This window comes from Streptomyces sp. NPDC059008 (assembly GCF_042749045.1).
GTDB lineage: Bacteria > Actinomycetota > Actinomycetes > Streptomycetales > Streptomycetaceae > Streptomyces.
Genome location: NZ_JBHYJC010000022.1, coordinates 26739 through 39536, shown reverse-complemented (window position 1 = coordinate 39536; position 12798 = coordinate 26739). Strand labels below are relative to the sequence as shown.

Here is a 12798-nt window from a genome sequence, read left to right as displayed (position 1 = left end):
GCGAGCTGTCCAGGTTTCACCGACCCCGAGCACCCCCGAAAGTGACCCACCTCACACCCCAGCCCCGTCGCGAACATGAGAGCCTGACCACCGCTCTACGGAATTCAACTTCCACTCCACGGAAGCCTGATGGGGAGCGCGGCGGTCACGGGGCGGCTGGGCCGACCACCGACCGGACGCCGCCGAACCGGCCGCCCGACGGCACCGGGCACCGTCCACTCCGCCCGGCCCGCCCCGGGTCACCGTTCCCGACCACCACGAGGGGGCTTCGCCACGTGAGTCAGCAGCCACCGGTCCCGGCCGGCACCGCCGGGGAGTTCCTCCACGACTTCCTGCTCGCCGCCGGCCGGCACACCCCCGACGCCCCCGCCGTCGTCGAGTCCGCCCGGCCCGGCCTGACCACCGTCACCACCTACGCGCAACTGGGCGCCCTCACGGACACGTACACGGACGGTCTGCACACCCTGGGCCTGGAGACCGGTGCCCGGGTGATCCTGGAGGCCGACACCACCGCACACTCCCTCGCGATGCTGCTCGCCGCCTCCCGGGCCGGCCTCGCCTTCATCCCGGTGAGCCCCAAGACACCCGAGCAGCGGCTGCGTTCGATCATCACCACCGCCCGGCCCGCCCTCCACCTCCAGGTATCCGACGGCGAGCGCACGGACCTCCCCCGGGACCTCGCCACCGCTCGGTTCGGCCCGGCCGGACTGACCGTGGAGCACGCCCCCGAGCAGCGCCGGCCGCGGCGCCGGGAGCCCTGTGTCACCGACCCCGCCTACATCATCTTCACCTCGGGCACCACGGGACGGCCCAAGGGCGTGGTGATGAGCCACCGGGCGGTGGTCGCGTTCTACCGGGGCATGCTGGCGCACGGCATCGCCACGCCCGAGGACCGCATCGCCAGCACCTCACCCCTGCAGTTCGACTTCTCGCTGCTCAACATCGGCCTGGCGCTGGGCAGCGGCGCCAGTGTGGTGCCGGTAGCGCCGGACCTGGTGCGCTGGCCACGGCATCTGCTGCGGGTGCTGCGGGAGACCGAAGCCACCCAGGTCAACGGCGTACCGTCGATCTGGCGCCAACCACTGCGCCACGAGCCCGAGCGACTGGCCGCCCTCGACCGGCTGCGCTCCGTCCTCTTCTGCGGCGAGGAGTTCCCGCTGCCCGAACTGCGCCGGCTCCAGCAGCTGTTGCCGAAGGCGCGCCTCGTCAACTGCTACGGCGCGACCGAGTCGATGGCGTGCTCCTTCGAGGAGGTCCCCCACCCCCTGCCGAAGGACGCGCACCGGCTCTCCATCGGCGTCGCGCATCCCGGGGCGGAGATGCTCCTCGTCGGCGAGGACGGCGAGATCGTGGCGGAGCCCGGCGTACCCGGCGAGATCCATCTGCGCAGCCCCGCGCTCTTCTCCGGCTACTGGGACGATCCGCGGGCCACTCGCCGGGCGCTGGTCCCCGACCCGCTGTGCCCGCAGTCCGGGCAGGTGGTGCTGCGCACCGGAGACCTGGCCGTGCGGGGAGCGGGCGGCGAGTTCTACTTCTGCGGCCGGACCGACTCCCAGGTGCAGATCAACGGCAACCGCGTCGAACTGGCCGAGGTGGAACGCCGGTTGACGCAGTACCCGGGCGTCGCCGCGGCCAGCGCGATGGCCCTGCCGCAGCCCGGGAGCGGCGGCCTCCGGCTGACCGCCTTCGTCGTCCTGACGGCGGGTCACCCCTCGGTGGACACCGCGGACCTGGGCGCCTTCTGTGCCCGGGAGCTGCCCCCGTACATGGTTCCGCAGGAGATCCGGCTGCTGGACGCCTTGCCCACGACCCCGAACGGCAAGGTCGACCGCGCGGCCCTGGCGCAGGGCACCCGACCGACCACGGCGGACGGCACCAGTGCGGCCCCGGCGCCGGCCCCCACCCGGCACGCCCCCGCTCCCTTGGCCCCCACCGCGCTCCGCGACCGCGGACACTGACGACCCCTTACGCCCCGGAGAAGAGAGCCCAGGAGGGGACCATGAGCAGAATCGACGCGTCCGGCCCGGCGATCGGCGAGCCCCGCCCAGGGCGGCTGCGCGCATACGTACGGGTGCGGGCGGGCGGGCTGCCCGCCGCGTTCTGGGTGCTGTGGGGCGGCTCCCTGGTCAACCGCCTGGGCTCGATGGTCAATCCGTTCCTGAGCCTGTATCTGACCGGGGTCAGAGGCCTGTCCGTCGCCGACACCGGCATCGTCCTCGCCGTCGTCGGCATCGGCTCGGTCGTCTCCCAGCCGCTCGGCGGATTCCTCGCGGACCGCTTCGGCCGCCGGGTGGCGCTGACCGGCGGCATGCTGGCCAACGGCGCGACCCTGCTCACGCTCGGCTACGCCCGCGACCTCACGGTGCTGGTGGTCTGCTGCTTCGTCCTCGGCGTCACGATCGATCTGTTCCGCCCCGCGGCCCAGGCCCTGGTCGCCGACGCGGTGCCGGCCGCCGACCGCACCCGCGCCTACGGCCTGCTGCTGTGGGCCGTCAACCTCGGTTTCTCGGTCGCCATGGTGCTCGGCGGCTACCTCGCCTCGCACGGCGGCCGACTGCTCTTCTGGCTCGACGCGGGGGCCTGCGCGTTCTTCGGCCTGCTGGTCTGGCTCGCCATTCCCGAAACCCGCCCGGCCGCCCGGGAACGCAGCGCCGGCAGCTACCGCACCGTCCTGCGCGACCGCGCGATGCTGGCCTTCGCCGGCCTCGTCGTCGGCTATGCGATCGTCTTCCAACAGGCCTTCGCCACCCTGCCGCTGGCGATGACCGGCACCGCGTTGACCAGCAGCGCCTACGGCCTCGTCATGGGCATCAACGGCATCGTCGTCATCGCGGTGCAGCCGCTGATCGGCCACCGGCTGGCGGCCTACGACAAGAGCCGGGTGCTGGCCACCGGCTTCACGATCGCGGCCTGCGGCAACGCGGTCGCGGCCGCGGCCTCGACGACCGCCGGCTACGCGCTGGCCGTCGCGGTCTCCACGCTCGGCGAGATCCTGGTCTTCGCCGTCACCGCGACCGTCGTCGCCGACCTCGCGCCCGCCCACCTCCGCGGCCGGTACAACGGCCTGATCGGCATGGCCTGGGGCACCGGATTCCTGATCGCGCCGATCGTCGGCACCCGACTCCTGGTCATCGGCTCCACCACCCTCTGGCTGACCTGCACCGCCCTGTGCCTGGCCGCGGCCGCGGGCCAACTGGCGCTGGCGCCGTCGCTGCGCCGCCGCGCCGAGGCCGCCGCCGGAAAATGAGCGGCGGCGGCGCCTGCGCCGTGGCAGGGTGCGGGCCGGGCGAACGCGCTCGCCTCCCGGCCCGTCCCTCCGATCGCAGGAGCGTCGCATGGCGACACCACCACCCCGCTTGATCCCGCTGCTGGAGCAGTTCGACTTCGCGCACCGGCGCCTGCGGGACCGGCTGACGGGGCCGCACATGGACAGCGGCAACGGCACGGACGTGCCGGTCGATCCGCTGACCGACGAGGAGCACCTGTGGGAGCCGGTGCCCGGTTGCTGGTCTGTCCGCAGGCACGGGGACGGTCCGGGGCCGAGGGCGACGCACCTGGACGGGGCGGGTGAGTGGGGGCGCGACGCCGCACCGTTCCCGCACCCCTCGCCGGCGCCGCTCACCACCCTCGCCTGGCGTCTGAGCCACCTCGCCGAGATGCTCACCCTCCGCGCGGACCACACCGCCGGCAGCCGCCGCCTGACCCGTGCCGACTACGTCAGCAGCGGGGACGCCGCCGGGGCGGTCGCCGCCTTCGACGCCGGCGCGACGGCCTGGCGCGACACGCTGGCCGGCGTCGACGACGCCGGGCTCGACACGGTGGGCCTGTGCACCTTCCCGCACGGCAGCGACCCTGAGGAGCCCTTCCTCGACATCGTCTGGTGGGTCAACCAGGAGTTGCTGCACCACGGAGCCGAGATCGCCCTGCTCCGCGACCTCTACCGCAGTCGTCAGGGGTAGGCCGGGGCCACCGGCGCCGACACCGGCGGCAGACCGCCCTCGTCGTCCAGCGGCCCCCGTCATCCGGTGGCCTACCTTGTGGGCATGGAGGAGACGGGGGCGGCGCAGTCGCCGCCGGACAGCGGCGAGGCCGGCTACCCGGCCTACTACGCGGCGCGCTGCGGTGGGCCGGCGGAGCTGGAGGCGCATCTGGTGCGCTGCCGGGCCTGCCCCCGGCTGGTGCGCTGGCGGGAAGAGGCCGGGGCGCACCCGCGGGCGGCGTTCCGGGACCAGGAGTACTGGGCGCGGCCGGTCCCGGGGTTCGGTCCCGCGGACGCGGCGCTGGCCGTCGTCGGGCTGGCACCCGCCGCGCACGGCGGCAACCGGACCGGCCGGATGTTCACCGGGGACGCGTCGGGCGACTTCCTGTTCGCCGCGCTGCACGAGGTGGGTCTCGCCTCCCGGCCCACCGCGACGCATCGGGACGACGGGCTGGAGCTGTACGGGGTGCGGGTCACCGCTCCGGTGCACTGCGCCCCGCCGGCGAACAAGCCGACGCCGGCCGAGCGGCAGACCTGCCGGCCCTGGCTGACGGCGGAGTTCGAGCTGCTCGCCCCCGGCCTCCGCGCGGTCGTCGTACTGGGTGCCTTCGGCTGGCAGGCGCTGCTGCCGGTGCTCGGCGACGCGGGGTGGGCGCTGCCCCGGCCCCGGCCCGCCTTCGGCCACGGCGTGGCACTGACCCTGCCCGCCACCGGACGGCGACAGCCGCTGCACGTCCTGGGGAGCTACCACCCCAGCCGGCGCAACGTGTTCACCGGCCGGCTCACCTCGGACATGCTCGTCGACGTGCTCACCCGGGCAGCGGCTCTCGCGGGGCTGCGTGGCGAACGGCGGTGAGGCGGCGCCCGCCGCGCCTTGCGCGCGGGTCCGGAGCGTCGTGGGCAGCCGGGCCCGTGCGCCGCAAGCGGGTGGGCCACCGGACGCGCCGCTCCGGGGCCCGCGTCACCGCGCCCCGTACACCGGGTGCGGTTCCGGGGCCGCCGCCAGCAGCTCGCGGGCGTGCTCGCCCGCCTCCGCCGGGGTCCAGCGGCCGCCCTTGTCGATGGTGGGGCCGCGGCGCCAGCCCTCCATGACGGTGATCCGGCCCGCTTCGGCCTCGAAGACGCGGCCGGTGACGCCGTCGCTGGCGGCGGAGGCCAGCCAGACCACCAGCGGGGAGACGTTGCCGGGGGCCATCGCGTCGAACTCCCCCTCGGCCGGCGCCGCCATCGTCCCGGCGAAGGTCTGCTCGGTCATACGGGTGCGGGCGGCGGGGGCGATGGCGTTGACCTGTACGCCGTAGCGGCCCAGCTCGGCGGCGGCGACGAGGGTGAGGCCGAGGATGCCCGCCTTGGCGGCGGAGTAGTTGACCTGGCCGACGCTGCCGAGCAGTCCGGCGCCCGAACTGGTGTTGATCACCCGGGCGTTGGGCGTGCGGCCGGCCCTGGCCTCGGCCCGCCAGTGGGAGGCGGCGTGCCGCAGCGGCAGGAAGTGGCCCTTGAGGTGGACGCGGACGACGGCGTCCCAGTCGTCCTCGTCGAGGTTGACCAGCATCCGGTCGCGCAGGAACCCGGCGTTGTTGACGAGGGCGTCGAGGCGGCCGAAGGAGTCCAGGGCGGCGGCGACGAGCGAGCCGGCGCCGTCGGCGGTGGTGATGTCGCCGGTGTGCGCGACGGCCCGGCCGCCGCGGTCCCGGATCTCCTCGACGACCTGCTGGGCCGGGCCCGGCGAAGCTCCGGCGCCGTCCGCGGTCACCCCCAGGTCGTTGACGACGACGGCGGCCCCTTCGGCGGCGAGGGCGCGTGCGTGGGCGCGGCCGAGGCCGCGGCCGGCTCCCGTGACAGCGACGGCGCGGCCGGCGCAGATACCGGTCATCTCAGCTCTCCTCGGTGGGCGGGGGTGGTGTGGCGGGGCGGTTGACGGTGGCGGCGTCGAGGAAGGCGGGGCGCTCCCCACCGCCGTGGACGAGCAGGCTCGCGCCGGTGAGGTACGCCGCCCGGTCGGAGGCGAGGAAGACCGCGGCGTCGCCGATCTCGGCGGGTTCGGCGAGCCGGCCGAGCGGTACGGTGGCGCCGACGGCGGCGACGCCCGCCTCGTCGCCGTAGTGCAGGGCGGTCAGTTCGGTGCGGACCATGCCCGGGACGAGGGTGTTGACCCGGACCTGTGGGGCCCATTCGACGGCCATGGTGCGGGCGAGGCTGTCCAGACCCGCCTTGGCCGCGCCGTAGGCGGCGGTGCCGGGCGAGGGGCGGGTGCCGCTGACGCTGCCGATCATGATGATCGAGCCGCCGGCCGGCTGGTCGCGCATGACCTCGTAGGCGGCGAGGGAGGCGGTCATCGGGGCGGTGAGGTTGAGTTCCAGGACGCGTGCGTGCCGTTCCGGGCCGGCCGCGCCGAGGAGGCGGTAGGGCGTGCCGCCGGCGTTGTTGACCAGGCAGTCGAGGCGGCCGTGCGCCGCCGCGACCCGGGTGAAGAACTCCCGTACCGAGGGCGGATCGCGCAGGTCGAGCGGGCGGAAGCGGGCGGTGCGGCCGGCCGCGGTGACGGGGCTGTCCGGGGGGCGCCGGGCACAGACCACGACATCGGCACCGGCGGTGAGGAACGACCGGGCGATCCCGGCGCCGACGCCCCGGGTACCGCCGGTGACGACGGCGACCTGCCCGGCCAGATCGAGAGTCAGGCTCAACCGGCACCCCTCCCGCAGCGCGCGATCCGCTGCTAACTTCGCTACCTAACAAACGCTTGGTGGAAAGGTAGCTGATCCGCTCATGGGTGTCTCCACCTCCAGGCCCGAACCGGGCGTCGCGGTCGTCACCGTGGACTTCCCACCGGTCAACGCCCTCCCCGTGCACGGCTGGTACGAGCTCGCCGACGCCGTGCGCGCCGCCGGCCGGGACCCCGGCATCCACTGCGTGGTGCTCGCCGCCGAGGGGCGCGGGTTCAACGCGGGCGTCGACATCAAGGAACTGCAGCGGGACACCGCAGAGGGCGGCCACGGTGCGCTGATCGGCGCCAACCGCGGCTGCGCCGAGGCGTTCTCGGCGGTCTACGAGTGCGAGGTGCCGGTCGTCGCGGCGGTGCACGGGTTCTGCCTCGGCGGCGGCATCGGTCTCGCCGGGAACGCCGACGCGATCGTGGCGAGCGACGACGCGTCCTTCGGCCTGCCGGAGCTGGACCGCGGGGCGCTCGGCGCGGCCACGCATCTGGCCCGGCTGGTCCCCCAGCACCTGATGCGTACGCTCTACTACACCTCGCGCACCGTCACCGCCGCCGAGCTGCGGGCGCACGGCTCCGTCTGGCAGGTCGTCCCGGGCGCCCGACTCCGGGACACGGCGGTGGAGTTGGCGTGCGAGATCGCGCGCAAGGACGGCGGTCTGCTCCGGCTCGCCAAGGCCGCCATCAACGGCATCGACCCCGTCGACGTGCGCCGCAGCTACCGCTTCGAGCAGGGGTTCACCTTCGAGGCGAACCTCGGCGGAGTCGCCGACCGGATCCGCGACACCTTCGGCACCGAGACCGGGCAGGGGGCCGGGAAGCCATGACCGACAAGACCATGACGCCCGACGAGGCGGTCTCCCACCTGCGCAGCGGTATGACCGTCGGCATCGGCGGCTGGGGTTCGCGCCGCAAACCGATGGCGCTGGTACGGGCGCTGCTCCGGTCCCCGGTCACCGATCTGACCGTCGTCGCGTACGGCGGGCCCGACGTCGGCCTGCTCGCCGCCGCAGGCCGGATCCGCAAGCTGATCGCCCCGTTCGCCACCCTGGACTCCATCCCGCTCGAACCGCACTTCCGCGCGGCCCGTCAGCGCGGGGAGTTCGAGCTGACGGAGGTCGACGAGGCGATGTTCATGTGGGGGCTGCGGGCCGCCGCCAACCGGCTGCCGTTCCTGCCCGTACGGGCCGGTATCGGCTCGGACGTGATGCGCGTCAACCCGGGCCTGCGGACGGTCACTTCGCCCTACGACGACGCGGAGACGTTCGTGGCCATGCCCGCGCTGCGGCTGGATGCGGCGCTGGTCCACCTCAACCGCGCCGACCGGATGGGCAACGGCCAGTACCTGGGCCCCGATCCGTACTTCGACGACCTGTTCTGCGAGGCCGCGGACCGCGCCTACGTCGCGTGCGAGCGGCTGGTGGACGGCTTCGCGGCGGCCGTCCCGCAGACCCTGCTCGTCAAGCGGTACTCGGTCACCGGAGTCGTCGAGACCCCCCACGGCGCCCACTTCACCTCCTGCGCCCCCGACTACGGCCGCGACGAGCCCTTCCAGAAGCTCTACGCGACCACGCCCTGGCCGCAGTTCGCCGAGCGGTTCCTGCACGGGGACGAGCAGGGCTACCAGTCCGCGGTCCGAACCTGGCACGAGGAGCAGCGGTGAGCACGATCTCCACGACGACCCGCGCCGAGTACTGCGTGATCGCCTGTGCCGACGCCTGGCGCGGCAACGGTGAGGTGCTGGCCAGCCCGATGGGACTGATCCCGTCCGTCGGAGCCCGGCTCGCCAAGCACACCTTCTCGCCCGACCTGCTGCTCACCGACGGCGAGGCGAGGCTGGTGGGCCTCGACGGGGAGACCGAGGGCTGGCTCCCCTACCGCCAGCACCTGGCCATGGTCACCGGCGGCAGGCGGCACGTCATGATGGGCGCCAGTCAGCTGGACCGCTTCGGCAACCAGAACATCTCCTGCATCGGCGACTGGCGGCGGCCGGTCCGCCAACTGCTGGGCGTCCGCGGGGCGCCCGTCAACACCCTCAACAATCCGGTCAGTTACTGGGTGCCCCGGCACTCCACACGGGTCTTCGTCGAGAAGGTCGACATGATCAGCGGGGTGGGCTACGACAGCGCGGCCGCCGCCGGGCCGTCCGCGACCCGCTACCACCACCTCCCCCGGGTGGTCTCCAACCTGGGGGTCTTCGACTTCGCGACGCCGGACCACGCGATGCGGCTCGCCTCGGTCCACCCCGGTGTCACCGTCGAGGAGGTCCGACAGGCCACCGGATTCCCGCTCGTACTGCCCGACGAGGTGCCCCGCACCCGGGAGCCCTCCGAGGCGGAGCTGCTTCTGATCCGCGAGGTCATCGACCCCGAGGGGCTGCGCGAACGCGAGGTGCCGACGCCATGACGACCCCCCGGATCGCCACCGCGCTGACCGAGCTCGTCGGGGTGCGGCACCCGCTCGTCCAGACCGGCATGGGGTGGGTGGCGGGACCCCGGCTGGTCTCGGCCGCCGCCGACGCCGGTGCCCTGGGCATCCTCGCCTCGGCCACCATGACCGTCGACCAGCTGCGTTCGGCGGTCCGCGAGGTCAGGTCACGTACGGATAAGCCCTTCGGTGTCAACCTGCGGGCCGACGCGGGCGACGCGGGCGCGCGCGTCGAGGTCATCGTGGAGGAGGGCGTACGGGTCGCCTCCTTCGCCCTGGCCCCGTCCCGTGAGCTGATCGCCCGGCTCAAGGAGGCGGGAGTGATCGTCATCCCGTCCGTCGGGGCCCGCCGGCACGCCGAGAAGGTCGCCGCCTGGGGCGCGGACGCGGTCGTCGTACAGGGCGGTGAGGGCGGCGGCCACACCGGGAGCGTCGCCACGAGCGTGCTGCTGCCCCAGGTCGTGGACGCGGTCGGGATCCCGGTGATCGCCGCGGGCGGCTTCTTCGACGGCCGGGGCCTGGTCGCGGCGCTCGCCTACGGCGCGGCCGGAATCGCCATGGGTACCCGCTTCCTGCTGACGTCCGACAGCACGGTGCCGCCGGCGGTACAGGCCCGCTATCTGCAGGCTTCGGTTTCGGACGTCACCGTCACCACGAAGGTCGACGGGTTGCCGCACCGGATGCTGCGCAGCGATCTGGTCGCGGCCCTGGAGCGGTCCGGGCGCACCGCGGCACTGGTGAGGGCGGTGCGCCAGGCCGCGTCGTTCCGGAAGCTGTCCGGGCTGAGCTGGGCCCGGATGGTCCGGGACGGTCTGGCGATGAAGCACGGCAGGGAGCTGTCCTGGAGCCAGGTCCTGCTCGCGGCCAACACCCCGATGCTGCTGCGGGCGTCGATGGTGGAGGGCCGTACCGACCTCGGGGTGATGGCCGCGGGCCAGGTCGCCGGTCTGATCGAGGATCTGCCGTCCTGCGCGGAACTCGTCGACCGGATCATGACCGAGGCGCACGGCACGCTCGCCGCCCTGCCGCGCTGAGTCACCCGCCGGCGCGGCCGGTCACAGCCGCTCGATGATGGTGACGTTGGCCTGGCCGCCCCCCTCGCACATGGTCTGCAGCCCGAACCGGCCGCCGGTGCGCTCCAGTTCGTGCAGCAGCGTCGTCATCAGCCGTACGCCGGTCGCGCCCAGCGGGTGGCCCAGGGCGATGGCGCCGCCGTTGACGTTGACCCGCTCGGGGTCGGCGCCGGTCTCCTTGAGCCAGGCCAGCACCACGGGCGCGAACGCCTCGTTGATCTCGACCAGGTCGAGGTCGCCGATCGTCATGCCCGCCTTCTTCAGCGCGTACGCCGTCGCGGGGATGGGTGCGGTCAGCATCCGGATGGGGTCCTCGCCCCGTACCGACAGATGGTGGATGCGGGCCCGCGGGGTCAGACCGTGCTCGGCCACGGCGCGCTCGGAGGCCAGGAGCATGGCGGCCGCGCCGTCGGAGACCTGCGAGGAGACCGCGGCGGTCAGCCGGCCGCCCTCGACGACGGGCGCCAGCTCGGCCATCTTCTCCAGCGAGGTGGTACGGCGCGGCCCCTCGTCGACGGTGACGTCCCCGAACGGGACGATCTCACGGTCGAAGCGGCCCTCGTCGATGGCGCGCAGGGCCCGCCGATGGGAGCGCAGCGCGAACTCCTCCATGTCCGTGCGGGTGAGGTGCCACCTCGTGGCGATCAGTTCGGCGCCGTGGAACTGGTTGACGGGCTGCTCGCCGTAGCGGGCCCGCCAGCCCGCGGAACCGGCGAACGGGCCCTCGGTGAGTCCCAGCGGTTCGGCGGCCTGCCGGCTGGCGAAGGCGATCGGGATCTGCGACATGTTCTGCACACCGCCCGCGACGACCAGGTCCTGGGTGCCGGAGAGCACCCCCTGGGCGGCGAAGTGCACGGCCTGCTGGGAGGAGCCGCACTGGCGGTCGACGGTGACGCCGGGCACCTCCTCGGGCAGCCCGGCGGCCAGCCAGCAGGTGCGGGCGATGTCCCCGGCCTGCGGCCCCACGGCGTCCAGGCAGCCGAAGACGACGTCCTCGACGGCGGCCGGATCGACGCCGGTGCGCGCCATCAGCGCGGTCAGCACATGGGCGCCGAGGTCGGCGGGGTGGACGCCGGACAGACCGCCGCCCTTCTTGCCGACGGGGGTGCGGACCGCCTCGACGATGTAGGCCTCGGACATGGTGGTCTCCTTGGTCAGATTCTGCGGATCGGCCGGTCAGTTCCGCAAGGCGATGCCGTCCAGCACCATCGACAGGTACTGCCGGGCGATCTCCTCGGGGCGGTGCCGTGCGCCCGGCCGGTACCAGGAGGCGGCCACCCAGACGGTGTCGCGGACGAACCGGTACGTCAGCCGGATGTCGAGGTCGGCGCGGAAGACCTCGGCGGCCACTCCCCGCTCCAGCGTGCCCAGCCAGGCCCTTTCGAATTTCCGCTGGGAGTCGGCGAGGTAGTCGAAGCGGGGCTGGTGGGCGGCGAGGTGCCTGGCCTCCTTCTGGTAGATCGCGACGGCCGCGCGGTGCCGGTCGATCTCCCGGAAGGATTCGGTGACCAGCGCCTCGATCGTCTCCCGCGGCCCGAGCGACGCGGCGAGCACCGCGTCGTAGCCGTCCCACAGCTCCTCCAGGAACGTGGACAGGATCTCGTCCAGCATCGATTCCTTGGAATCGAAGTGGTAGTAGAGGCTGCCCGCGAGCATCCCGACGGCGTCCGCGATCTGCCGGACCGTGGTCGCGTCGTAGCCCTGGACGGCGAACACCTCCGCGGCGGCGGCGAGGAGTTCGCGGCGGCGCTCCTCAGGCATGCTGGGAGCTGACGGACACGGTTTCGCCGGTCATGTACGAGGCGTAGTCGCCGGCCAGGAAGACGATGACGTTGGCGACCTCCCAGGGTTCGGCGTGGCGTCCGAAGGCCTCCCGCTCGGTGAGTTCGGCGAGCAGCTCGGGCGTGGTCACCTTCGCCAGGTGCGGGTGCATCGCGAGGCTGGGCGAGACCGCGTTGACCCGTACGCCGTACGCGGCGGCCTCCACGGCGGCGCAGCGGGTCAGCGCCATCACCCCGGCCTTGGCGGCGGCGTAGTGGGCCTGGCCGCGCTGGGCGCGCCAGCCGACGACGGAGGCGTTGTTGACGATCACGCCGCCGCGGCCGGCGCGCCGCATCCGTCGCAGCGCGGCCCGGGTGCAGCGGAAGGTGCCGTTCAAGGTCACGTCGAGGACCGTGCTCCACTGTGCGTCGGTCATCTCGACGAGGTCGGCGGTGCCGCCGAGTCCGGCGTTGTTGACCACGATGTCGAGCCGGCCGTGGCGCTGTTCGGCCAGCTCCAGCAGGGCGCCCACCTGCGCTTCGTCGGTGACGTCGCAGGGCAGGGCCGCGACCTTGTCCGCGCCGAACTCCGCGGCGAGTGCCTCGGCGCTCTCCGTCAGCCGCCGTGTGTGGCTGTCGCCGACGACGATCCGGGCGCCCTCCTCCAGGAAGCGCCGGGCGGTGGCGCCGCCGATACCGGCCCCGGCGGCCGCGGTGATGACGGCGCTGCGGCCGGCGAGCAGATCATGGCCGGGCACATAGGGGGGCGGTGTCATACGCGAGCCTCCTCGGGCCTCGACGCTGCTCCTGGCCGTACGTTAACCTACCAAACACTTGTTAGGGAAG

At 73.7% G+C, this 12798-nt stretch carries 13 protein-coding genes; 8 read left to right on the top strand and 5 right to left on the bottom strand.

What is annotated here, in order from left to right; genetic code table 11:
- The first annotated feature begins 275 nt into the window (after positions 1-275).
- The 4 genes from ACFWZH_RS24590 (at position 276) to ACFWZH_RS24575 (ending at position 4835) form a co-directional block, all read left to right on the top strand.
- Entirely contained in the window at positions 276-1958 is a 1683-nt protein-coding gene (locus tag ACFWZH_RS24590; RefSeq protein ID WP_384435054.1) for an AMP-binding protein, read from the top strand.
- A 41-nt stretch (positions 1959-1999) separates the two neighbouring features.
- A complete protein-coding gene (locus ACFWZH_RS24585; protein ID WP_384435051.1) occupies positions 2000-3247 on the top strand; it encodes an MDR family MFS transporter in 1248 nt (415 codons plus the stop codon).
- 88 nt (positions 3248-3335) lie between these two features.
- Positions 3336-3959, top strand: a complete 624-nt coding sequence (locus ACFWZH_RS24580) for a DinB family protein (protein WP_384435049.1) — start codon at positions 3336-3338, stop codon at positions 3957-3959.
- A gap of 84 nt (positions 3960-4043) precedes the next feature.
- A complete protein-coding gene (locus ACFWZH_RS24575; protein ID WP_384435046.1) occupies positions 4044-4835 on the top strand; it encodes a uracil-DNA glycosylase in 792 nt (263 codons plus the stop codon).
- Between the two features lie 105 nt (positions 4836-4940).
- Here the strand turns inward: ACFWZH_RS24575 and ACFWZH_RS24570 are convergent, their stop codons facing one another.
- On the bottom strand, positions 4941-5852 hold the full coding sequence (locus ACFWZH_RS24570) for an SDR family oxidoreductase (protein ID WP_384435044.1): 912 nt from the start codon (positions 5850-5852) through the stop codon (positions 4941-4943).
- 1 nt (position 5853) lies between these two features.
- Positions 5854-6663, bottom strand: a complete 810-nt coding sequence (locus ACFWZH_RS24565; RefSeq protein ID WP_384435041.1) for an SDR family oxidoreductase — start codon at positions 6661-6663, stop codon at positions 5854-5856.
- 82 nt (positions 6664-6745) lie between these two features.
- Between ACFWZH_RS24565 and ACFWZH_RS24560 the strand changes: the two genes are divergently transcribed.
- Genes ACFWZH_RS24560 through ACFWZH_RS24545 form a run of 4 tightly spaced genes read left to right on the top strand, consistent with a single transcriptional unit; the run spans position 6746 to position 10153 of the window.
- Positions 6746-7519, top strand: coding sequence for an enoyl-CoA hydratase family protein (locus ACFWZH_RS24560; protein WP_384435039.1), 774 nt, complete (start codon positions 6746-6748; stop codon positions 7517-7519).
- Entirely contained in the window at positions 7516-8355 is an 840-nt protein-coding gene (locus tag ACFWZH_RS24555) for a CoA transferase subunit A (protein WP_384435036.1), read from the top strand. Before ACFWZH_RS24560 ends, ACFWZH_RS24555 begins: the two co-directional genes overlap by 4 nt.
- Positions 8352-9098 (top strand): CoA-transferase subunit beta, encoded by a 747-nt coding sequence (locus ACFWZH_RS24550; protein ID WP_384435033.1) that lies wholly within the window; start codon positions 8352-8354, stop codon positions 9096-9098. Before ACFWZH_RS24555 ends, ACFWZH_RS24550 begins: the two co-directional genes overlap by 4 nt.
- Positions 9099-9109: 11 nt before the next feature.
- Positions 9110-10153 carry an NAD(P)H-dependent flavin oxidoreductase gene (locus ACFWZH_RS24545; protein ID WP_384435217.1) on the top strand — a complete coding sequence of 348 codons (1044 nt, stop codon included), beginning with the start codon at positions 9110-9112 and terminating at the stop codon, positions 10151-10153.
- Positions 10154-10174: 21 nt separating this feature from the next.
- Here ACFWZH_RS24545 and ACFWZH_RS24540 read toward each other — a convergent pair whose 3' ends face one another.
- The 3 genes from ACFWZH_RS24540 to ACFWZH_RS24530 are packed head-to-tail and all read right to left on the bottom strand — an operon-like array spanning position 10175 to position 12728.
- Entirely contained in the window at positions 10175-11332 is a 1158-nt protein-coding gene (locus ACFWZH_RS24540; protein WP_384435030.1) for an acetyl-CoA C-acetyltransferase, read from the bottom strand.
- A 36-nt stretch (positions 11333-11368) separates the two neighbouring features.
- Complete coding sequence (locus ACFWZH_RS24535) at positions 11369-11953, bottom strand: TetR/AcrR family transcriptional regulator (RefSeq protein WP_384435027.1); 585 nt, start codon at positions 11951-11953, stop codon at positions 11369-11371.
- A complete protein-coding gene (locus tag ACFWZH_RS24530; protein ID WP_384435024.1) occupies positions 11946-12728 on the bottom strand; it encodes an SDR family oxidoreductase in 783 nt (260 codons plus the stop codon). Before ACFWZH_RS24530 ends, ACFWZH_RS24535 begins: the two co-directional genes overlap by 8 nt.
- Between the last annotated feature and the right edge of the window lie 70 nt (positions 12729-12798).